The organism is Paenibacillus sp. FSL M7-0896 (genome assembly GCF_037975415.1).
Lineage (GTDB): Bacteria > Bacillota > Bacilli > Paenibacillales > Paenibacillaceae > Paenibacillus_AQ > Paenibacillus_AQ silagei.
The window spans coordinates 3,229,286-3,250,689 of the sequence record NZ_CP150250.1; the positions used below are offsets into that span (position 1 = coordinate 3,229,286).

At 52.3% G+C, this 21,404-nt stretch carries 16 protein-coding genes, 1 pseudogene and 1 other annotated feature; of the genes and pseudogenes, 14 read left to right on the forward strand and 3 right to left on the reverse strand.

Going from position 1 to position 21,404, the window contains the following annotated elements:
- Nucleotides 1-222: 222 nt before the first annotated feature.
- The 6 genes and pseudogenes from MKY12_RS13730 (at nucleotide 223) to MKY12_RS13755 (ending at nucleotide 10,362) form a co-directional block, all read left to right on the forward strand.
- On the forward strand, nucleotides 223-1,746 hold the full coding sequence (locus MKY12_RS13730) for a hypothetical protein (protein WP_339314105.1): 1,524 nt from the start codon (nucleotides 223-225) through the stop codon (nucleotides 1,744-1,746).
- Nucleotides 1,743-2,501 (forward strand): DUF6063 family protein, encoded by a 759-nt coding sequence (locus MKY12_RS13735; protein ID WP_036728653.1) that lies wholly within the window; start codon nucleotides 1,743-1,745, stop codon nucleotides 2,499-2,501. The genes MKY12_RS13730 and MKY12_RS13735 overlap by 4 nt, the downstream gene beginning before the upstream one ends.
- Nucleotides 2,488-7,014 (forward strand): hypothetical protein, encoded by a 4,527-nt coding sequence (locus tag MKY12_RS13740; RefSeq protein WP_339314106.1) that lies wholly within the window; start codon nucleotides 2,488-2,490, stop codon nucleotides 7,012-7,014. The genes MKY12_RS13735 and MKY12_RS13740 overlap by 14 nt, the downstream gene beginning before the upstream one ends.
- A gap of 36 nt (nucleotides 7,015-7,050) precedes the next feature.
- Nucleotides 7,051-7,787 (forward strand): annotated as a pseudogene (locus MKY12_RS13745) (aldo/keto reductase).
- Nucleotides 7,788-7,913: 126 nt separating this feature from the next.
- Nucleotides 7,914-9,404 (forward strand): TPM domain-containing protein, encoded by a 1,491-nt coding sequence (locus tag MKY12_RS13750; protein WP_339314107.1) that lies wholly within the window; start codon nucleotides 7,914-7,916, stop codon nucleotides 9,402-9,404.
- Nucleotides 9,405-9,852: 448 nt separating this feature from the next.
- Nucleotides 9,853-10,362, forward strand: coding sequence for a GNAT family N-acetyltransferase (locus tag MKY12_RS13755; RefSeq protein ID WP_339314108.1), 510 nt, complete (start codon nucleotides 9,853-9,855; stop codon nucleotides 10,360-10,362).
- 69 nt (nucleotides 10,363-10,431) lie between these two features.
- On the opposite strand, the gene MKY12_RS13760 is transcribed toward MKY12_RS13755, so the two are convergent.
- Both MKY12_RS13760 and MKY12_RS13765 read right to left on the reverse strand, forming a co-directional pair.
- The gene (locus MKY12_RS13760; protein ID WP_339314109.1) at nucleotides 10,432-10,971 is read right to left on the reverse strand and encodes a DUF4303 domain-containing protein; all 540 of its coding nucleotides are present in this window, start codon (nucleotides 10,969-10,971) and stop codon (nucleotides 10,432-10,434) included.
- A gap of 82 nt (nucleotides 10,972-11,053) precedes the next feature.
- Nucleotides 11,054-11,995 (reverse strand): hypothetical protein, encoded by a 942-nt coding sequence (locus MKY12_RS13765; protein ID WP_339314110.1) that lies wholly within the window; start codon nucleotides 11,993-11,995, stop codon nucleotides 11,054-11,056.
- A gap of 151 nt (nucleotides 11,996-12,146) precedes the next feature.
- On the opposite strand from MKY12_RS13765, the gene MKY12_RS13770 reads away from it, so the two are divergent.
- From MKY12_RS13770 to MKY12_RS13780, 3 genes are all read left to right on the forward strand, one after another.
- Nucleotides 12,147-13,286, forward strand: coding sequence for a phosphodiester glycosidase family protein (locus MKY12_RS13770; RefSeq protein WP_339314111.1), 1,140 nt, complete (start codon nucleotides 12,147-12,149; stop codon nucleotides 13,284-13,286).
- 126 nt (nucleotides 13,287-13,412) lie between these two features.
- Nucleotides 13,413-14,345, forward strand: coding sequence for a LysR family transcriptional regulator (locus tag MKY12_RS13775; protein ID WP_339314112.1), 933 nt, complete (start codon nucleotides 13,413-13,415; stop codon nucleotides 14,343-14,345).
- Nucleotides 14,346-14,360: 15 nt separating this feature from the next.
- Nucleotides 14,361-15,479: a 5-methyltetrahydropteroyltriglutamate--homocysteine S-methyltransferase gene (locus MKY12_RS13780; RefSeq protein ID WP_339314113.1), complete on the forward strand. Its 1,119-nt coding sequence runs from the start codon at nucleotides 14,361-14,363 to the stop codon at nucleotides 15,477-15,479.
- Nucleotides 15,480-15,914: 435 nt separating this feature from the next.
- Here the strand turns inward: MKY12_RS13780 and MKY12_RS13785 are convergent, their stop codons facing one another.
- Complete coding sequence (locus tag MKY12_RS13785; RefSeq protein WP_339314114.1) at nucleotides 15,915-16,325, reverse strand: hypothetical protein; 411 nt, start codon at nucleotides 16,323-16,325, stop codon at nucleotides 15,915-15,917.
- Between the two features lie 280 nt (nucleotides 16,326-16,605).
- Nucleotides 16,606-16,872, forward strand: a binding site (T-box leader).
- 108 nt (nucleotides 16,873-16,980) lie between these two features.
- On the opposite strand from MKY12_RS13785, the gene lysS reads away from it, so the two are divergent.
- The 5 genes from lysS (at nucleotide 16,981) to MKY12_RS13810 (ending at nucleotide 21,403) form a co-directional block, all read left to right on the forward strand.
- Nucleotides 16,981-18,543, forward strand: coding sequence for a lysine--tRNA ligase (gene lysS, locus MKY12_RS13790; RefSeq protein ID WP_339314115.1), 1,563 nt, complete (start codon nucleotides 16,981-16,983; stop codon nucleotides 18,541-18,543).
- A 94-nt stretch (nucleotides 18,544-18,637) separates the two neighbouring features.
- Entirely contained in the window at nucleotides 18,638-19,357 is a 720-nt protein-coding gene (locus MKY12_RS13795; RefSeq protein ID WP_036728630.1) for a YebC/PmpR family DNA-binding transcriptional regulator, read from the forward strand.
- 359 nt (nucleotides 19,358-19,716) lie between these two features.
- Complete coding sequence (locus MKY12_RS13800; protein ID WP_339314116.1) at nucleotides 19,717-20,151, forward strand: NUDIX domain-containing protein; 435 nt, start codon at nucleotides 19,717-19,719, stop codon at nucleotides 20,149-20,151.
- A gap of 29 nt (nucleotides 20,152-20,180) precedes the next feature.
- Nucleotides 20,181-20,945: a TSUP family transporter gene (locus tag MKY12_RS13805; RefSeq protein ID WP_339314117.1), complete on the forward strand. Its 765-nt coding sequence runs from the start codon at nucleotides 20,181-20,183 to the stop codon at nucleotides 20,943-20,945.
- Nucleotides 20,946-20,968: 23 nt separating this feature from the next.
- Complete coding sequence (locus MKY12_RS13810; RefSeq protein ID WP_339256555.1) at nucleotides 20,969-21,403, forward strand: GNAT family N-acetyltransferase; 435 nt, start codon at nucleotides 20,969-20,971, stop codon at nucleotides 21,401-21,403.
- The last annotated feature ends 1 nt before the right edge of the window (nucleotide 21,404 follow it).

Consider the following 21,404-nt stretch of genomic DNA (forward strand, 5'->3'; position numbering starts at 1 on the left):
GGGCTCCTCTATTTATTTTGCAAATAGCCATATCTATGAAACATTGATATAATAGAATGACATGAGAATAGAAACATACATTCCCATTATCTCGGGGTTCTGAGCATGAACAAACCGTCTATAACTGTGTATGTTCCGGCCCAACCTTCACCCTTCGGTGCGGATATGGGTTTATGTTATGTTGTAGGGAAATTATGAAGTGATGGCGAGGTTGGCAAGAGCATGAACTGGAATGATTTCGGAGAACGGAACAAGCGGCTGAACCCCTTGTGGAGTCTGGGCGCAGGCATGAATCTGGGTGAGCTGCAGCCGTATAAGGAAATGATTGCGCTTAGTGTGCTGCTGCAGGTCTATTATCTGGAGCTGGAATCGAATGAACAGCGGGCCCGGGAGGACCTGGTGGATCTTGCTTGGAGCTCACTTGAACGCTTCGGCATAGAGAAGCTCGGCAGCCCGGAATCGGTCGAACGGCTGGTAGACGGACTGCTGTGGAGCGGCAGCGGCGGGGATTTCGAGTCCCATTATTACGATGATCACACCCGGCAGATCGGGGTCCAGAAATACAAGTATTTCACTGTGGACGAGGATGCTACGCGTATCAGCTGGGAGGAGAACGGGACGACCATCTACCGGCTCTCCGAGTATGCGATGGAGCTGATCTTCATGAGCCACGAGATTATCGATGAGTTCCAGGTCAGCATCAAGCTGCTGGAGATTCAGATGCATATCAAGCATGGACGGGTTACCCGGGCGATGCAGGATGTGAATGAGCTGATCTCCCGCGTACGCAAAATGACACAGCAGCAGCAGGAATACCGCAATGCCCTGCGCCGTAATCCGAAGCATATCTTCAGCGAATACGGCACTCAGCGGCACGAGCGGCTGGAGGAGATCCACCAGCAGTTTGACGAGGAACGTAAGCATTTCGATAATATCCACCGCTCGCTGGCCCGGCTGGCCAATGATGAGAAGGATGTCATTGATTTCAATGAGCTGCGTCAGCTCTCCGAGCGGGTGGAGCTGTCCCGGCGGGTGCATGACGAGCTGGCCGAGGTCGTGCTGAGCATCTTCGAAGCGGAGACGAATCTGCGGCTGAATTTCCCGGAATTATTCTGGGGAGCAGCGGGCTTCAACTTCCGCACCCATGTGTGGGAGGAATGGGTGAAGCCCGAAGGGCTGCGGGATGGGGATAGCCTGGAGACGCTGATCAGCGGGCTGTTCTCGCCCAGCCAGGATTTCATCTATCCGCTGGCCTGGGCCTGGGAAGAGCAGGAGGTTGGTTTCCTGCCGGAGGATACGCCGGATGTGACGGAGGAAGCTGGGGAAGACGAGGACATCCATTATGTGCCCAGAGGTATTCCCTGGACCGAGGTATGCGAGCTGTGGCTGCCGGTCATAGCCGGAGTGGCTGCGCACGGCAGCTTCACCTTCACTGCCGAGGTGTTCACGGAGCAGGAGCAACGGCGCTGGGCGGATTGCCCGGATGCCGTGGATTTGTGGGTGCAATTTTTCCATACCGTAATTACTGTCGAGGAACAGGAAGCAGAGGGCCACGGGGTGGCAGACGAATGCCAGAAGCTGCTTCAGCGGCTGATGCTGGACCACCCGGAGCTGGCGGTGCTGCGCGGCGCAAGGCTGCGGACCATCATCTCTTCACAGCAGCAGGACCGCATCTGTATCCCTGGTCTTGAGATCAGCCCTTATACCATTACTATAGTAGAGAGAAGTGAGATGATTCGGATATGAGTTATTCCCTAGAGCAAGTTCAGCAGGCTTCCCGGCTGTTCTTCGACCTGCTTAAGCGCAAGGTGATTCCGCTGGATGATCCCGCTGCCGCCGAATGTCTGCAGGATACCGCCGCTTATGATGCCTTGCAATACGTAGCCAAAGAAGCCGGCTGCCGGATTATGAATTCCGGTCACCGCCTGCACCTGCTCGTGAGTCCGATCGGCTCCGGATTCGCCAGCAACTTCACTCAGCTGCGCAATAAGTATTCACGGATTGAGCGCAAGACGCATCTACATATCATTAACGTTATTATCCTCGTCTTTCTGGCGGAGATGGACCAGGATGAGCAGCACTTCAAGCCGGGACAGGACAGCATGTCTTACATACAACTGTCTGATCAGGTATCCGAGCTGTTCCAAGGCTGGATCGGTATGGATGAAGACGGCAGCTTCAGCAAGCAGTGGCGGCTGGATATCCAGGCCATGCACAGAGTATGGACCAGCCTCTATATGCAGACCCGCAGCCAGGAGGAGGGCGATTCGCTGACCCGCGGTGCAGGCTCCCGGATTGGCCTCATCCACGAAGGGATGAAGCTGCTGGAGGAGGAGCATCTGGTGTTCATTTCCGAGAATGAGAAGCGGATTTTCCCAAGGGAAGAGCTGTACGAGCGGATGCGTTATCTCTACCACGATGTGGACCGGTACAAAGAGCTGAAGGCTCTGGTTGGCCGCACACTCAGCGAACAGGAGGGTGAAGCCCATGCCGCGCATTGAGCGAATCCGCATCGCCGGACTGAAATACGAGAAGATGCTGAAGAAATATGAGGATATGATCCTTGATCTCTGTAATGAAGAAGGCCCGGCCAATACCCTGATTACGCTGATGAACGGCGGGGGGAAGGGCGTGCTGCTGCAGTCGATTTTCCAGTTGCTGATGCCTAGAGCGGCCTGGGGTAAGGATAATGAGAACCAGGTCGAGGCCTTCTTCCATAATCACAAAAAACAGCTGAAGCCCTACACCTTCCACGTGGCGATCGAATGGCGGCTCGACGATAAGGAGCGGACGGAGTATGTCACCACCGGGATCGCGATGACTGCTCAACATTCCATGGACCAGCTTGAGATCAAAGTGGATTATCTCCTATACGCGCTGCTGAAATATGAGGAGACGGCTGAGCTTACACTATCCACCCTGCCCTTATATGATCATGAACTGAACACTCCTGCGAGCTTCGAAACGATTCAGCAGTTTGTGCGGGAGCGGCGGGGTGAGATTAATGTCTACGGTAGCAGCAGCTCCGATCTGAAGAAATACTATGCCTACCTGGCTGATCATGATATCCATATTGATGAATGGCGCAATATGCGCAGAATTAACGGGGAAGAGGGCGGCATCAAGGGCTATTTCCAGAAAAATGACGCCTTCACCAATCATAATCTGTTCGAGCGGCTGATTATCCCCGAGATTGGTTCCAGTCTTGGGGGAAGTATGCGCGAGGATGAAGGCTCGCTTCAGCGGATGTTCGTGGATACCGCTACGGTTGCACAGCGGCTGCCGATGCTGGAGCAGCGGGAGCGGGCTTTTGCCGAGTTCACCTCTCTTGCGGCTCCTCTGTATGAAGCGGTGAAACTCGGAACGGAGGCGGACCTCAGCTTCCGGGAGACCGAGAGGCTAGGAGCGCAGCTCTATACCGTTATTCATGATGAACTGAAGCAGGCGGAAGACAAGCGCCGCAGAACGGCGGATGAGCTGGCCGGACATTATCTGGAAGCGAAGACGCTCAGATTCGAGAGCGATAATCTGAAGTACCTGCGGCTGAAGGAAGAGCATGACGGCAAGCAGGAGCACTTCAGAGCGGTCTCTGACAATCAGACACGGGCCAAGCAGCGTCTGGAAGAATCCAAGCAGCGGGAGAAGTCGCTGGAGGTTGCCCATTATCTGGCCCGGCGCAAGCTGCAGCTCCGCCAGATGGAGCAGTGGCAGAAGGAGATTGAAGCCATCGAAGGGTCGCTTGCGATGAAGGAGCGCCAAGAGGTGATTCAAGGGGCCAAGCAGGAGCTGCGGGTACAGTGGGAGCAGGTCTACCGGCTATGGCAGGCGAAGAGCCTGTTCTACAGCGGACAGCAGCATTCCCATGCAGCGGAAGAACAGATTCTGCGCAAGGGCAGGGAGGAATTACTGCTGGAGCTTGGCAGGCTGGATGGGAAGCTGCAAGAATTAACAGCCATGATCCGTCAATATACGGAGGAGCTGGGTGTGTTCGCTTCCCGCCACGGACAGGAAGCCGCCCACTCACCGGCAGCCGCCCTACAGCGGACGCTGATTGCGGCCAGAGGGCTGACTGAGCAGATTGAGGCCTTGAACGAACGGCGTAAGACCGCTGAAGACCAGAAGCTGCTCCTGCATACGCAGCATACCCGGCTGGCTGAGAAGCTGCTGGGGGCCGAGGCCCAGGCAGAGGAGCTTACCGGACGCATCGAAGCCCAGATGAACAAGGAATCACAGCTCTGGTCACAGCTCGTAGTGCTGCTGGAGATGTATGAGGAGCATCAGCTGCTGGGCGCGACAGCTCTATTCGAAGCGAAGCCTCTAATCCAGGAGCGGTTCATCCGCAGGCTGGAGGATACCGAGCAGCAGACGAAGCGGCTGCGGCGGGATTACTATCAGCAGCTGCTGGATGTTGAGCTGCAGCAGGAAACCTACTGGCTGCCTAACCATGATATCGTAACGGTGAAGGATACGCTGGATGCCCTCAAGATTAGCTCCATGACCGGCACCATGTATCTGAACGATCAGCCTTATCTGGTCCGCGAGGAGGAACTGGAACGCCATCCGCTGCTTCCTTACGGCCTGATTGTCACGAAGCGTGAAGCGGCTAAGCTGCAGCCGGAGCTGCTTAAGGAGCTTCTGCTTAAGGCTCCGGTCCCGATCTTCGTGCGTGAGGAGATGAGGCTGGAGGGCGGAGCAGACACCTTCCTGCTGCTGGCGCATCAAGGGCCGCAAATGGTCTTGCAGCCGGATCATTTCCAGGAGTGGAAGCGGGGGATGGCCTCCAGACTCCGTGAGCAGGAGGAGGAGCTTCAGGCGGAGGAAACGTATCTTGCCAAGCTGAGATCCGCCCGGCAGGAATATGAACGCCTGCATCAGGGCGAGCATACCGCAAGTCTGCGGATTAGACAGAAGAGTGCAGAGACCCTGCTGCAGGAGCTTCGGAGCCAGCTGAATGAAATGAATGCAGAACAGGCACGCTATGAGGAGGTTCTGGCTGGAATTTCCAGAGACCTGTCAGCCTGTGAAGCGGAGAAGTCCGAGCAGGAGACCCGGGCGGCGGCGCTGCGGGAGTGGAGTGAGCGGAGCCGGAAGCACGAGCAGAACTATACAGACAAGCACAAGTCTATGGAACAGAAGAATAATCTCAGCAAAGAGATTGCGGTTAAGGACCAGCAGCTCGCCCGGCTGAAGGCGGAGATGGACAGTCTCGCCTTGCAGCGCGAGAAATGGATCGGGGATGCCCGCTATTCTGTATTCCCGCGGCTGCAGAACTGGTTCCCGGACATAGAGTTCCCCGGTGAATTTGCGGGTGCGAAGGTTCAGGGTGCTGATGCTGAGGCGGATGTTAAGGCAGATGAAGCTGCTGCCGATGAAGTACTAAATGAGGCGGTACAGGACAAGCTGCTGCAGCTGCTCAGTACGGTTGAGAGTCTTCAGCAGTCGCTAAGCCAGAATGAGCTGGAGATCCGCACAAGAACAGCCCAGATCAAGGCGGCAAGAGAACAGCTGGCTGAGCTGGAAGCTGCTGTGCAGCAGGTAGATGCCGGATGGCCGTCTGCCCCTGAGCCGCAGGAGTCACCGGACATGATTCAGTCCGCCAGAGTCCGCCAGAAGAGTGACACGATGATCTTGGACGAGGACTATCAGCAGCTCCGTGATTCCTTTATCCGCTGCCAGACCGAGCTTGACAGCCTGCGCAAAGAGCTGGGCAAGTCCGAGAAGGCGATCAAGGAGAAGCATGAGCGGACGGTAGAGCTGTGGCATGAGCCTCTGGAACAGAAGGAGGAAGAGATCAGTCTGCGGGGCCGGGAGAATGAGCATCTGCTGAATACCAGTAAGCAGGCGCTGGCTTCCATGGATCAATGGCTGCTCGTTCTGGGCAATCAGAGCCGGATCATGGATTCCCATGTCGAGCACCGTGTATCCCTCCGGGAGGTGCCGGAAGAATTGCAGCTGAAGGTGCGGGAGAGCTGCGAGACGCTGGTGGAGGATTGGCTGCAGCGCAGCAAGGAGAGCCGCAGCCAGCGGGCAGATATCTCCCGCAAGGTGAAGGAAGAGAAGACTGACCTAAGCGGCAAGGTGGCTAAGTCCGGCTGGAATGCAGAGCTTGAGACCAAGATTCAGGAACGCCTGAACAATGTTCACTGGGATGATTTCGCTATCGCCTTGCAGGTACTGGATTCCATGCTTCAGAGCTCACGTGATCAGATGGAGAGCATCCGCAGCGATAAAGAGGATATGGAGCTGTCCCGCAAGCTGTGGGTAGGCCGGGCAGCCAAGCGTGTGGTGCAGATCGTTGATATTCTGAAGCGGATGGAACGCCGGATGATCATTCACAATGAGAGCGGCCATGCCTTCCCGCTGGTTAAGCTGAATTACAAGAATATTAACGTTCCACGTACGACCGATGACATCGAAGCGCTGGTCAGCGACTATTTCAACCGTTGTATCAGCAGCCTGCTGGAGAAGTATCCGAAGATGGAGCAGGTTCCGGCTTCAGCTGTCAGAGAGCTGATTAACGATGGACGCATGGTATACGCGGCGCTGCAGAACCGTTTCCCGGTGTTGCAGGTGTATAAGCCGGTGACGGAGAATTACTTCCTGTATGCCGCTCCCGAGGACTATCATTATTCCGATTGGGAGGTCATCAACCGCGGCGCGCTGGATGAGGCGGTGGGCAGCGGCGGACAGCGCCAGTCTGTTCAATTGCTGGTGGCGATGATGATAATGACCCACAAGCGTGTTAACCGGGAAAATAAAGGCTGGACAGTCTTCCTGTACGATAACCCGTTCGGTGAGATGGTCTCGAATAACGTGCTTGATCCGGTCTTCGAGATCTCGAAGGCGCTGAAGTTCCAGTGGCTGATCGTCACGCCGCCGGAGCTGGTCAAGAATGATGTCAGCATCCGCTTCGGCGTGTACTGGCAGCTGTATTTTGGCGGAGATAAAGGGGATGCCCTGGATTCGACCCTGATCAAAGGCGGGCGCAAGCTGATCCCTGCTTCATTATTCTAGTTAATCTAACCAATCCAATAGACAGGTGGTAGTGTGATTATGATGAACTTAAAATCGGCAACGAAATTAGCTAACGGTGTAGAAATGCCATGGTTCGGGCTGGGTGTCTTCAAGGTACAAGAGGGCCAGGAGGTTATTGATTCGGTCAAAGCAGCCATCAAGGCCGGTTATAGAAGTATTGATACCGCATCCGTATATGGAAATGAAGAAGGGGTCGGACAGGCTATCCGTGAATCGGGGGTTGCGCGTGAGGAGCTGTTCATCACCACCAAGGTATGGAATACAGAGCAAGGCTATGATTCTACGCTGGCTGCATTTGACCAGAGCTTAAGCAAGCTGGGACTGGATTATGCCGACCTGTATCTGGTACACTGGCCGATCCGGGCCAAATACAAAGACACTTGGCGCGCCCTTGAGAAGCTGTATGCGGACGGTAAAGTCCGTTGCTTAACCAGCAAGAGCTCCGGGAATATTGCAAGGCACAGGGCATTCAGATTGAAGCCTGGGCCCCACTGGCCCAAGGGCATCTGCTGGACAATGAGGTGCTGGCTGATATTGCAGCCCATCATAACAAAACGCTGCCGCAGGTCATCCTGCGCTGGGATCTGCAGAACGGAATCGTGACGATTCCGAAGTCGGTCAAGGAGGAGCGGATTATTGCGAATGCCGATATTTTTGACTTTGAGCTGTCAGAAGAGGAGATCAGCCGGATCAACGACCTGAACCGCGATCAGCGCTTCGGCTCTCACCCGGACCGGTTTAATAACGAGTAAGCCCGGCAGACTCTTTTGAATAATTACTAGATTCGGACATACACATAAGAGAGATGGAACTATACGTCCATCCCGTGCGTAACCGATATAGTAATAGAAGAGATTTGAGAAGCCGGAGGGGTAACTATGAATCGTAAAAGTATACAAGCAGCACTTACCGCCATCCTGATGATTGTGCTTCTGCTGCCGCTGGCACCCGGGCGGGCGGAGGCTGCTGTTCCGAAACATTCAGAATCATTCTATGTGAATGACTTTGCAGGCGTAATTGATGAGAAGACTGAGAATTACATGGTCAACTATGGGGTGAAGCTCTATCAGGAGACCGGAGCGCAGGTAGTGCTGGTTACGGTGAATTCGACGAACGGCGTCTCTATGGAGAAATATGCGACCTCGCTGTTCAATTCATGGGGAGTCGGCTCAGCGGACAAGAATAATGGACTGCTGCTGCTGCTCTCCATTAAGGACGATGATTACTGGGCGGTTCCCGGCAAGGGACTGGAGAATGAACTGAACAGTGGTGTAATTTCGAAGATTCTCTCGGCATCGCTGGAGCCGGACTTCGCAGCCAAGAAGTATAGCGCAGGTGCCCATAAAACCTATGGCGCCTTCATTCAGAAGCTCGGCGGAAGCTACTCGGAAACACTAGGCACCCGAAGCTATGTCTCGGACAATGCCGGAGTCCTCCCGCAAGTCACCAAGGATTATCTGAACCAGTCCAGCAACCGTTACGCGGCTACCACCGGGAGCGGAATCTATGTGGTAACCGTTAAGAATACTGGCGGCAAGAGCCTGCAGGATTACACCTATGCGAAGTTCGCCGGGGTTGCTGCCGGTCCCAGAGATGTGATGCTGGTGCTGGATATCGGCGGGGATAACTATCATGTGCTACAGGGCAAGTCGATCGACAGAGTGCTGACGAATGAGCGGATCAGCGGGATTCTGGATAAGGTGCTGGAGCCTAAGTTTGCGGCAAAAGATTACGCAGGCGGAGCAACGGGGACAGCGAATGCCTTCTACGGCTTCTTCCTTGCGCGGGCAGATGCTGCTTCGGGACAAGCCGCAGGCAGCTCCGCATCCGCAGCAGCCTCTACTGTCAGCAAAGCACCTGTGACAGCGAAGGAACCTGTGAAGTTGGTGCCTGTCTCCAGATCGAAGGGGATGATGATTCTCGGGATTTTCCTGGTTCTTGTCGCGCTAATCAGTCTCGCGGCTGCCGCGCGCAACCGTTATGTTGCCCGTTACGGGATACGGATAAATCCGCATAACCCGCGCAATATCCGGCGTTATGGCGCTTGGACCGGCCAGCCCGGTTATGGCTACAGCCAGAGAAGAAGATACCGGCGGCCGCACCATCACTCCTCCTCAGGAAGCAGCTCATCCAGCTCCAGCAGCTTCTGGGGCAGTAACTCCGGGGGCGGCGGTTCTTCGAGCGGAGGGGGAGCGGGGCGGTATTCCTCGCGTGACGATGATGATGATGATGACCGGAATCGTGGCGGTGGCGGATACTCGGGCGGCGGCGGAGCCGGCCGTTATTCCTCCAACGATGACGACGATGATAGCAATTCCGGCGGTGGCGGCAGTGCAAGCAGCGGCGGCGGCGTGGGGAGACATGGGTGAGCCTGGTATTCTGACCCGTTAAGGGTTAGGCATTGTTCATCCACATTCTGAAGTGTAACACGCATAGAATGGACAAGAAGGGGAAGCCGTGCAGGAATGCGCGGCTTCTTTTCACAGCTATTATGTGGTTAAGTAAGCAGCGTAACACGAGTTGAGAGGAATTATGGTACGAGTTAAGAGGAATGCAGATTGTACACGTACTTACGGAGGGCATGCAGCAAATAGATGTATTCCGTGCAGCTAAATGACGGTGTAAATCTGGATTTGTAAGCTTAAATGTATTATGTACAACTATAATTGGTCGAAAGCCCTCTTTTACCGAATAAGGGTGAATTTAAATGTACAAAGTGCAATTAAATCAATCCCGGCGCAATAATGGACCGTTTTAATTGTACAAAGTACACTTAGGGGATAGGCACAGTGCAACTGGAAAGGAAGGATTGATTTTATGAGTACAACTATAAGGGTCCGCCGGATGAAGTCCGAGGACATTACATTAATACATGAGGGGCTGGCTCCGCATGATGTCAGCAAACCCGTAGAGTATATTGAACATTGTTGGCAGGAGAACGTAGAGAATAAACGGCTTACGCTATTAGCCTTCCATGAGAATGAGTTTGCAGGTTGGGGACATATCGTGTATACGTCACACTATCCTTATTTTGCAGAGAATCATATTCCAGAGATTCAGAATCTCGATGTGATCTCTACCTTACGAAAACGCGGCATAGGGAATGTGCTGATGGAAGCTCTCGAAGCAGAAGTGTTCGCTACATTCGATACGATTGGCATTGGGTTTGGACTGTATGCCAGCTACGGTACGGCCCAAAGGCTGTACACCAAACGCGGCTACATTCCGGATGGCCGGGGACTCATGTATGACAACAAGCCTGTGGTTCCTGGAAGTCAGGTGCGGGTGGATGATGAGCTTACTCTATACTTGACAAAATCAAGGTAGAGCACGAATTACCATTACTATAGCGGCAGTCAGGGATATTAATGTCCGGGCTGCCGCTATTAGGTTTCTTTAGATTTCAGCATCATAGCGTGCCAAAAATTCAGAAACTAATTCAGGATTTGTCATAAGCGACACCGATTCATTTTCTAATTCCTCAGCCAGCTCATCGTCGGTCATGGATACAAAGAAGGTAATGTCCTCTTTGGTTTGATTATATTTTTTGAATAAATCGTCCTTGGTTTCATTAACAACCTTGGCAATGATTTTGACCATTTCATCTTTATATTGGTATACATTATCCTCTGCATATAAAAAACGGCTGATATGATTGAAATGCGAATGCTCACCATATTGAAATTCGGAAATTGCCCATTTGTAATAAAGCTCTGTTTCAGCATCATCACATAAGCCTTCACTTGTCATATCGGCAATATGTCTGGCAAGTGATTGCTCTGTATTGACAGCAAGGAACAGAGTGACAAAGTCGCTATCGGTCCCGACTGCGCAGACATATACCTTCTCATGTGCAACTTCGGCCAATATAGCTTCAAGGTCAGCCACCAAGCCCTCGCGAATCCGTTGTTCAAATTCAGTAAGAAAAGCGTTCATTATAACCCTCCTTATATTACGATTAAGTATAACTTCACTTATAGAATAGTGGCGTTGCGTATAGGAATGCAAGCACCTGTCCTTATTTCCGGTTTGCGTCCGTAAGCGCATTCTCCCGGATCGTATTCAACTCCTCCACACTGAACAATCCGGCGCGGTACAGATTAACGAACTCGTCCGACACACTCTGGTTAAAAATAATCATATCATCAGTGTTCACCGTGACTGTGACGCCATAATCATAGAGCTTGCGGATGGGATGTGACGCATAATTGGCCACCCGGGAAAGCAGAACATTGCTGGTAGGGCAGATGTTAAGCTGGATATGATGGTCGGCAAGCCACTTCATCGTCTCTGGTGATTGTGCAGCTGCGATGCCATGCTGAACCTGATCGAGCTCCAGTTCCTCCACAGCTTGTTTTACCAGATCAGATGTACCAAACTCCCCAACATGCGCTTTGAGAATTAGCCCTTGTTGCTTCGCCATGCGGAACACCTGCTTAAATCCGGGAACGGCAAACTCATCGCCAAAGATATCGAGGGATTTAAAGTAGTTATGTTCCAGATATTGTTCGAGCATCTCAATGGTTTCTTGAATCGGCGTATGGGTGAGAAAAGCAAGCTCCGGGACAAAATGAATCTCTGGTGCAAACCGCTGGTGAATGCCCTGGATGGTCTGAATCAGTGTTGCTATAGAGCCGTCAAACCATTCTTCTTCCCCCATCGTCACACTCATATGCAGCAATTGAACACCGTCTGACTTCGCTTGAACAAAGGACGCCTCAATACGCTTCTCATAACCGATTCGCCCAGTCAGTAAAGGCTTGATATAGCGGGCATTCCACCGGTTCATCTCCCCAAGATCCTTATATGTTGGACATTCCGGTATAGCCGTACCGCACCAGGCACTTATATACCGTTTGTTGCCTCCCCGGGTGATATGGTTGTGCAGATCGCCTTTAGGTATTTGCCGGATGCTGTCCAGATTGTTCTGCTCCAAGGCTGTGATGAATTGCTGTTTCATACCGCTGTCCTCCTATGTTTTAATTGGGCCGGCCTGCGCTTATATGAACTAGTTTACAGTTTCTGGACAGAGTTAAACAAACTGAAACTTTTAAATCAGAGATTTCGTCTATCATGGAAGTTGTGAGTTTATAGACTTAACCATTATCGGTATGTTAGGGAGGATTTCAGAAGTGAGCTCTTTACCACAACGTTCTACTGTCCGCAAGAAGAAGAAACCGGCGCCGAAGCGCAAGAAAAGAGGGTTCTTCCGCACACTCTTCAGGGTGTTCATGGTCTGTTTCATTCTGGTTATAGCAGCCGGAGGCTGGCTCTATTTTGCACCATCGGCCCAGAATACGCGCTTCCTGATCGCAGATACGCTGATTACGACTCAACACCGGCACTGGGCCAAATATATTATCGGCGAAGAGGAACTGAAGCACCGCGTCAGCGATTATACCAAGCGCTTCGAGGAGATGGGCGACGAGGTAGATACCCATGAGATCAAGCCTGAGCCTATAAAGGAAGCCGAGCATACTCCGCTCGTCCAGATTGAAGAAGTCACGGGCAGCGGCTATAGCGGATATGTCATGATTGTGAACGATCCCAAGAAGGTGCGCCTGGGTGTGCCTAGCAAAATCGGCTCCGGGGAAAAGGTATCCAGCATGGTGGCGCGGACCGGGGCTATCGCCGGGGTGAACGGCGGCGGCTTCGCCGATCCGAACTGGAAGGGCAATGGCTTCAAGCCGATCGGGCTGGTGATCTCGCAAGGGAAGCTGTTCTACAATGGACTGGGCGGCAAGAAATCCACACAGATTGTCGGCATCGATAAGGAAGGCAAAATGGTCGCCGGTAACTACACTCTGGATCAGCTCAGCAAGATGGGGGTGCAGGAGGCGGTTTCTTTTCAGCCACGGATTATTGTGAACGGTAAAGGCCAGATTAAGAATGCCGCCGAAGGCTGGGGCATCGCGCCAAGAACAGCTATGGGCCAACGGGCGGACGGTGCGCTCATCTTCGTAGTAATTGACGGGCGGCAGCCGGGCTACAGCATCGGGGCGAACCTGTATGATGTGCAGCAGATTATGCTGAAGCATGGGGCGGTCATTGCGGCCAATCTGGACGGGGGATCTTCGACGGTGCTGGTGAAGGACAATGAGATTGTCAACAAGCCCTCTTCGCAGTATGGGGAGCGTTACTTGCCGACGGCATTCCTGGTATTCGATGACCCCGAGAACGCGAAGATCAAGAATATCTGGGAAGGGCTGGACCCGGCCAAGATCGACGCAGGCAAGAAGCGCACCCAGTAACATACGCTAGGTTCCCTGCTTCATAATCAATAGTAGATCAGACGCGGCAGGTGTGCTAGGATAACAAGTAAATTCTTATTTTGCTGAACCTGCCAGGTGAAGTCCATGATCGGAGGGGGAAAAGGTTTGACTTTGCAGCAGCTCCGCTACGCAATTGAGATTGCGAACAGCGGCTCTATGAATGAAGCGGCCAAACGGCTATTTGTGTCGCAGCCCAGCCTCTCGAATGCTATCAAGGAGCTGGAGAACGAGCTTGGCATCACGATTTTCGAACGGAATAACCGGGGGATCAGCATCTCGGCGGAAGGCATGGAATTCCTGGGCTATGCCCGGCAGATTATTGAGCAGACTGAATTCATGGAGAACCGCTATACCGGCAAGAAGCGCAGCCCGATCTATTTCTCGGTATCTACACAGCATTATGCGTTTGTTACGGATGCTTTTGTGAAGCTGATGAAGGAGAGCAAGGTGCAGGAATACAATTTCAGCCTGAGAGAGAAGCAGACCTATGAGATCATCGAGGATGTGCGTACCCTGCGCAGCGACATCGGGATTCTGTATATCAACGAGAGCAACTATAAGATCATGAACAAGCTGTTCAGTGACGGGAACCTGAAGTTCACTCCGCTGTTCAATACGAATCCGCATGTATATGTGCGGGAAGGGCATGTTTTGGCTGCAAAAGAGAGAATTACGGCCGAGGACATTCATCCGTATCCTTACATTACTTTTGAGCAGGGGGATAACAACTCGCTGCATTTCTCGGAGGAGATGCTTAGCTTCACGCAGATTGAGAAGAATATTAAGGTGACGGACCGGGCCACACTGACTCATTTGCTGCTCGGAAGTGATTCGTATACCGTGGGGACCGGGATTATGGCCTCTGAGCTGGATGATGCGGGGCTGATTACGATTCCTTTTGACAGCAAGGAAGTATTCTCTGTCGGCTGGATCGCCCACAAGGACCGCAAACCGAGTGAGATTATGTCTACATACATTGATATTCTGAATGATCTGGTGTCGGGTAATGTTTTCGAGCTTGAATCTTTCTTACTATAAGAGCAGGAGGGACGTATGAGCAGTCCAGTGATCGGATCGACAAGAAATGCACCGCCCTTCCGCTACGACATTGTCGGGAGCTTCCTGCGTACAGAGGAGATCAAGAATGCACGCAACCTGCATGTGGAAGGTGAACTAACCGCGGGACAGTTGGCGGAGATTGAGAATATAGAGATTGAAAAGCTGCTGCAGCAGGAGAAGGCGCTTGGGCTGAAGGCTGTGACCGATGGCGAATTCCGCCGCTCCTGGTGGCATCTGGACTTCTTCCTGGGGATTGAGGGTACTGGAAAGATCACTCTTGGCGGTACTCCCGGCGCTTCCAAGGAGAAGACGAACCGGGCGGAGAGCTTCAGAATTACCGGTAAAATCGCCTTCGGAGACCATCCCATGGTCGCGGAATTCCGTACCTTGCAGCAGATGGCCGGAGAGACGCTGGCCAAAATGACGATTCCTTCACCCTCTTTGTTCCATTTCGTGCAGGAGTATAACGGAAACGAGATTTATTCTGATACCGAAACGCTGTACGGAGATATCATTCAGGTGTACCGGACGGCGATTCAGGCCTTCTATGATGCCGGTTGCCGTTATCTGCAGCTGGACGATACCACCTGGGGGACGCTGTGCAGCGGCAGACATCGCGCTCACCTGCGCAGCAGGGGCGTTGACCCGGATCAGTTGGCAAAAGATTACGTCCGGCTGATTAATGAGAGCATTGCCGGCCGCCCGGCGGACATGACCATTGCCCTGCATGTATGCCGGGGCAATCTCCGCTCCACCTGGTTCGCCGCCGGCGGGTACGGGCCGGTCGCCGAGGAGCTTTTCTCGAATACGAACGTGGACGCGTTCTTCCTCGAATACGACAACGAACGCTCCGGTGACTTCGAGCCGCTGCGCTTCATTAAGGATCAGTTCGTGGTGCTGGGACTGGTGACAACCAAGCATGGCGGTCTGGAGAGCAAGGAGCAGCTCATTGCGCGTATCGAAGAAGCTGCCCAGTACGTAGACATCAACAAGCTGTGCCTAAGCACACAATGCGGCTTCGCCTCCTCGGAGGAAGGCAACATTTTAACGGAAGAAGAGCAGTGGGATAAGCTGCGGCTGGTGATTGAGACGGCGAATGAGGTTTGGGTGTAGGTTAGTGGGGAGGATTGCCGGGGGGGCGATCCTCCTTTTTGCGGGGATCGCCAGGCTAAGGGCGGAGGATAGATGGATTTTCTCCACTTGCTGATGATATGTATGGCTGTGCCGGGGCAGCAGTTGGATAAACAACACTTAAATTCTCGCATATTCCGCCATAGTGGTATATCCCGATCCAGTAGTTGCTGTTTTTCCACTTGTTTACCTGAAACTATTAGAAACGAGGGAAATAAGATACGTTATTCCATTTGTTTGCTGCGGATGGCTTGTGTTCTGTGTGCTTGCAGTTGTAGATCAATAGAATGTTATAAGGCATGCATCTAACTACAAATAACCCTCCTCCAAAGAGAGCTGATCGATTGGGCCATAGGAGCCGGGACATTCGATTCTATTAGTCGCATAGCCCTAAACTTCAATTTTTTTGCTATTCCTTTACATACTGTTGAGAGCTTTTTCTATTTTTACTCCAAACTCTGTTTCGTTTAGCTTGGGTGTTCGAGTTTTTGAATCGACGAGAGGGTAATACAGAACTAAATATTTTCCAGATTGGTAGACAATTGGTGCGTGGGAACTAAGAAGCTGAATACTTTCTTCAAAATGCTTTATTCCACTTTTTCGTTCCTCCTCCGATCCGAAAGCGTAAACTTTTATAATTTCCTCATTACTCAGTTTATAGCTAACAGGTTTAATACCGTCAAGAATGTAGTCGTCAGGTGATTCAATTTGTGTAATGTTTTTTTCAAGGGACATTATGGCTTCATTCACGTTAGAATATTTTTGTTGAGAAGAACAAGCAATAAGAAATAAAAAGCTAATGAAGGTGAAGAATAGATTTTTTTTCATAAATAATCCTCCTTTTTTGTTCAGGACACAGATAAGAAGAGACGAGACCCATCTAATGCAGAAGTTACTAACAAAACTGAGCTTGCCATGTATTCCTTATGATTTTATCAAAAATAGCGAATAAAAGTATGGCATGGGCTTAGAGTGATGAATTTTCTGGAGTTCTGTCTTTGGTTCCAGATGCTCAAGCGAAATCCCTGACAGCTATTATAGGTTATTTTAAATTTAGTAATTGACACATTCTCCCTCCCGCAGTATTATTGCACATAACAACTTACAGCAACAAGCGATGAAGAGAAGAGTAAGCAGGCGGCAGCGTTCACAGAGAGCTCCAGAGTGGTGAAAGGGAGCAGCGAAGCGCCTGATCTGAAAAAAGTCTCCGAGCTGCATAGGGAATTGGGCACAAGTGTCCAAGGATAGTATGCCGGGTTCTCCCGTTACAGAGATAGGGTATAAGCGTCATGGCCGTACCCGAAGAGGCGGATCAGGCAACTTGTCCGTGAACAGAGGTGGTACCACGAAGCTTATCCAAGCTCTCGTCCTCAAGATATTGATCTTGAGGGCGGGAGCTTTTTTGCGTTCACAGGCGGGCAGCTCCGAGCGCAGTCAAGCAGGCTCCAAGTAAGATTCATACTATCAGTAGAGGTGATTCATTATGCATTGGGCAGAAAAAATGGCAAACCGGTTAATCGCGGAGCATCCGCAGCGGCAGACGTATGTATGTGCATCTGGGATCAGTCCGTCCGGGTCCATTCATATCGGGAATTTCCGCGAGGTGGTGACGACTGCATTTGTGGCGAAGGCGCTGCGGCGGGCGGGGAAGGAGGTGCGGTTTATTTTCTCGTGGGATGACTTCGACCGGTTCCGTAAAGTTCCAGCCCATATAGATCCCGGCTTCGCTCATTATATTGGGCTGCCTTATTCGCAGGTGCCTTGTCCGTATGGCTGTCATGCTTCGTATGCGGCACATTTCGAGTCGGAATTCGAGCAGGCGCTCCAGGTATTTGAGATTGAGCCGGAGTTCATTTATCAGAGCCGGGAATACCAGTCAGGCCGTTATCATCCGCAGATCCTGCACGCTCTGCGCCGACGGGGTGAGATATACGATATCCTGATGTCGTTCAAGACAGGTGAGAGTTCGGCGGATGAGCGGGCGGCATTCTATCCCATCCATCTCTATTGCGGGCAATGCGGCAAAGACTCGACTACCATTCTGGATTACAACGACACGGCGGAGACCGTGGCTTACCGCTGCGGCTGTGGTCATTGCGATACCGTACATATTCCGCAGGCGGACAACATCAAGCTGCACTGGAAAATCGACTGGCCGATGCGCTGGCAGCAGGAACAGGTCGTGTTCGAGCCGGGCGGCCGGGACCATTCGTCAGAGACAGGAAGCTATAATGTGGCTGCAGTAATCGCAGAGCAGATCTTCGGGTATCCGCCGCCGGTGTATGAGCCATATGAATTCATCAGCATCAAAGGTAGCTTCGCTAAAATGTCTAGCTCCTCCGGGCACAATTACACTCCAGATGATCTGCTCCGAGTCTACGCCCCGGAGAACATTCTGTTCCTGTTCGCCAAATACCAGCCGAATGCCGCCTTTCATATCGGGCTGGATGAGGATGTGCTGCGCAACTATGCGGAGTTCGAGCGGTATGCTGCGGGAGCACGAGCAGGCACGCTAACGGGCGATCTTGCAGGTGCGCTGGAGCTGTCTCTGCGAAGCGACTCCCCGGTGAGTGCTGGAAGCAACGTTAGCTTCGGCCAGGTAGCCAGTCTGCTTCCCTTAATTAACTTCGACAGGGACAAGCTCCGGGAGATGTTCAACATAAATAATGTGGAGATTGATGAACTCCGGCTTCAGAGGGTGGCGGACCGTGCGGAGTACTGGATCAGGAACTGGATGCCGCACAAGCTGGTGACGATCCAAGCTTCGCCCAACTATGCATATTATCACTCCCTTACTGGAGTGGAACTGAGATGGCTGCGGAGCTTGTGCAGTCTGCTGCGGAGCAGGGAGCTGGACGAGACGCAGCTGATGACCGAAATCTACGCCATTTGCCATCATGAAGACAAAAAGACGATGCGCATCCAACAAAAAAGACTGTTCACCATCATCTATCAGCTGGTGCTTGGTGCAGAGGAGGGGCCGCGTCTGCCTTGGCTAATCCAGGCAGCCGGCACAGAGCAGATGTTGAATCTGCTGGATTTGTGAAGGAGTGTGGACGGCCCTTTACGGGATCGATCGAACAGAGGTATAATATACAAGACTGTTTTTAATCAAATGTTGGAAAGCGAGCGGTAACGATATGGGTCGTAAATGGAATAATATTAAGGAAAAGAAAGCGTCCAAGGATGCGAATACAAGTAAGGTCTACGCCAAGTTCGGGGTAGAAATCTATGTGGCGGCGAAGAAGGGCGAGCCTGATCCGGAATCCAACCGGGCACTGAAGGTCGTTCTGGAGCGTGCCAAGACCTACAATGTACCGAAGGCGATTATTGACCGTGCCCTGGAGAAAGCCAAAGGCAGTGGAGATGAGACCTACGTTGAGCTTCGCTATGAAGGCTTCGGTCCAAGCGGCTCGATGATTGTAGTCGATGCGCTGACGAATAACGTCAACCGTACGGCTCCGCTGGTCCGTTCCACGTTCAGCAAGAACGGCGGCAACATGGGCGTCAGCGGATCGGTTACGTATATGTTCGATCCGACAGCAGTAATCGGGGTAGAAGGCAAATCAGCGGATGAGGTGATGGAGCTGCTGATTGAAGCAGACCTGGATGTCCGCGATGTGCTGGAAGAAGACGAGGCGGTAATCGTTTATGCTGAGCCGGATCAGTTCCATGCGGTACAGGAAGCCTTCCGAGGCGCGGGAATCACGGAATTCACCGTAGCCGAGCTGACGCTGCTCCCGCAGAACTATGTAGCTATTCCTGAAGATGCGCAGGCTCAGTTCGAGAAGCTGATCGATGCGCTCGAAGAATTGGACGATGTGCAGCAGGTCTACCACAACGTGGATTCGGAAGAATAGAATAGCGGTAACTTGAATGAGCGGGCAAGCCGATTTCCAGGCTTGTCCGCTTATTCTTTCGTATTGTTTTACAGGAAACTATAGTTTCCTCCTGTTGTGGACCCAATGTATGTGAAAAACAGCATACATTATACCCGCACGGAGGCGCATGGACCAAATATATGTGAAAAACAGCATATATTGTACTCGCACGAAGGCGCATGAACCCAATATATGTGAAAAACAGCATACATTGTACTCGCACGGAGACGCATAGACCAAATGTATGTGAAAAACAGTATACATTTGCTGGCGCGCAGGTAATCTCATTCACCCGTAAGGGTGATTTTGTTCAGTGAGAATGGAGAGGAAGAATTGGAATGGAAGTCTTTCGATTAGTCAGTGTGGTTCATGTATTTCTGATTAAGGACGGGCAAGTCCTGCTGCTGAGACGGAAGAATACAGGACATCATGACGGGGAGTATGGATTGCCTGCCGGGAAGCTGGATGGCGGCGAGCCGCTTCATACCGCCGCCATCCGCGAGGTCCGGGAAGAATGCGGTGCGGTTATAGCTCCCGCCGATCTTACCCTGATCGGAACGATGTACCTGCGGACCTCCGGGGATGAGCGGGTGGATTTCTTTTTCAGGGCGGAGCAGTGGACTGGAGTGATCCACAACATGGAGCCGGACAAATGCGATGAGGTAAGCTGGTTCCCGGTGGATGCGCTGCCGGAGAATATCATCCCGTTCGTACAGGAGGCCTGGAATACATTCAGGGACGGCGTCTGGTATGCCGCTCACGGATGGAAATAGATTAGAGTAACAGGGGGAATGACTCAGTAATGGAAGACTGGACACTCAGTATGGTTCTTATATTGGTGGTATGTGGATTTCTGGCTGGATTAATTGATTCTGTAGTGGGCGGCGGCGGACTGATCGCGATTCCGGCCCTGCTGTCGGTGGGGATTCCGCTTCACCTGCTGCTCGGCAGCAGCAAGTTGGCCGGTTCGATGTGTTCGCTGACCAGCACCGCCTCGTTCGTGCGTTCCGGCAAAATCAATTTCAAGCTGGTGCGGACGCTGATCCCGCTGTCGATCATTGGAGCGATGGCCGGAACGCTGACTGTCCGTCAGGTGCCTTCCGAGTTCCTGAAGCCGCTGGTGATCGTGATGCTGGTGGTCATTACAATCTACACCTTGTTCAAAAAAGCCTGGGGAGACGTCTCCACCTTCTCTGCCAGCAACGGTAAATTACGTCTGGCGGGAAGCATGGCAGCGCTCATAATCGGCTTCTATGACGGGTTCTTCGGCCCGGGAACGGGGTCGTTTCTGATTTTCGCTTTTCTGATGATGGGGTTTGAATTTGTCACCGCCGCAGGCAACGCCAAAATCCTGAATTTCGCCAGCAACATCACAAGCCTGCTTACATTCATTGCCCTGGGCTCTGTCAGCTACACCCACGGGCTGATTCTGGGGATTCCGATGGTGATTGGAGCCATTGTCGGCTCCCGGATGGCGATCCGCAAAGGGGCAGCGTATATTCGGCCGTTATTCATTACAGTCACTGTCATATTGATCGGCAAGCAAATATGGGATACGATGCATTAAGCACAACTAATGGAGTGGATGAGATGGAGATCAAGCTTATACATAAGGAAGAAGTATGGAAGCTTAGGCATGAAGTGATGTGGCCTGAGCGGGAGCCGGATTATATTAAGCTGGCAGATGACGATCAAGGCAAGCATTACGGGCTGTATGTGGGGGAGCGTCTGGTTTCTGTGTTATCCCTCTTCGTCAACGGCACAGATGCACAGTTCCGCAAATTCGCTACCCTGGAGCTGGAGCAGGGCCAGGGCTATGGCAGCAAGCTGCTGAAGACGGTTCTTGCGGAAGCGGAGAAGGCGGGGGTGCGGCGGATTTTCTGTAATGCCAGAACGTACAAGGCAGGCTTTTACAAGAAATTCGGCATGCAGAGAACGGATGAAGTGTTCAGCAAAGGCGGCAAGGATTACGTGGTCATGGAGAAGTTCTTCGGACCTGCAACGGACGCGAATGGAGGAGCTTAAG

Bases quoted from the DNA above. Each gene is read 5' to 3' on its own strand.
- MKY12_RS13810 (WP_339256555.1), top strand. From the start codon at position 20,969: ATGGAGATCAAGCTTATACATAAGGAAGAAGTATGGAAGCTTAGGCAT.
- MKY12_RS13795 (WP_036728630.1), top strand. From the start codon at position 18,638: ATGGGTCGTAAATGGAATAATATTAAGGAAAAGAAAGCGTCCAAGGAT.
- lysS (WP_339314115.1), top strand. From the start codon at position 16,981: ATGCATTGGGCAGAAAAAATGGCAAACCGGTTAATCGCGGAGCATCCG.
- MKY12_RS13780 (WP_339314113.1), top strand. From the start codon at position 14,361: ATGAGCAGTCCAGTGATCGGATCGACAAGAAATGCACCGCCCTTCCGC.
- MKY12_RS13785 (WP_339314114.1), bottom strand. From the start codon at position 16,325: ATGAAAAAAAATCTATTCTTCACCTTCATTAGCTTTTTATTTCTTATT.
- MKY12_RS13755 (WP_339314108.1), top strand. From the start codon at position 9,853: ATGAGTACAACTATAAGGGTCCGCCGGATGAAGTCCGAGGACATTACA.
- MKY12_RS13760 (WP_339314109.1), bottom strand. From the start codon at position 10,971: ATGAACGCTTTTCTTACTGAATTTGAACAACGGATTCGCGAGGGCTTG.
- MKY12_RS13805 (WP_339314117.1), top strand. From the start codon at position 20,181: ATGGAAGACTGGACACTCAGTATGGTTCTTATATTGGTGGTATGTGGA.
- MKY12_RS13770 (WP_339314111.1), top strand. From the start codon at position 12,147: ATGTTAGGGAGGATTTCAGAAGTGAGCTCTTTACCACAACGTTCTACT.
- MKY12_RS13750 (WP_339314107.1), top strand. From the start codon at position 7,914: ATGAATCGTAAAAGTATACAAGCAGCACTTACCGCCATCCTGATGATT.
- MKY12_RS13800 (WP_339314116.1), top strand. From the start codon at position 19,717: ATGGAAGTCTTTCGATTAGTCAGTGTGGTTCATGTATTTCTGATTAAG.
- MKY12_RS13730 (WP_339314105.1), top strand. From the start codon at position 223: ATGAACTGGAATGATTTCGGAGAACGGAACAAGCGGCTGAACCCCTTG.
- MKY12_RS13735 (WP_036728653.1), top strand. From the start codon at position 1,743: ATGAGTTATTCCCTAGAGCAAGTTCAGCAGGCTTCCCGGCTGTTCTTC.
- MKY12_RS13765 (WP_339314110.1), bottom strand. From the start codon at position 11,995: ATGAAACAGCAATTCATCACAGCCTTGGAGCAGAACAATCTGGACAGC.
- MKY12_RS13740 (WP_339314106.1), top strand. From the start codon at position 2,488: ATGCCGCGCATTGAGCGAATCCGCATCGCCGGACTGAAATACGAGAAG.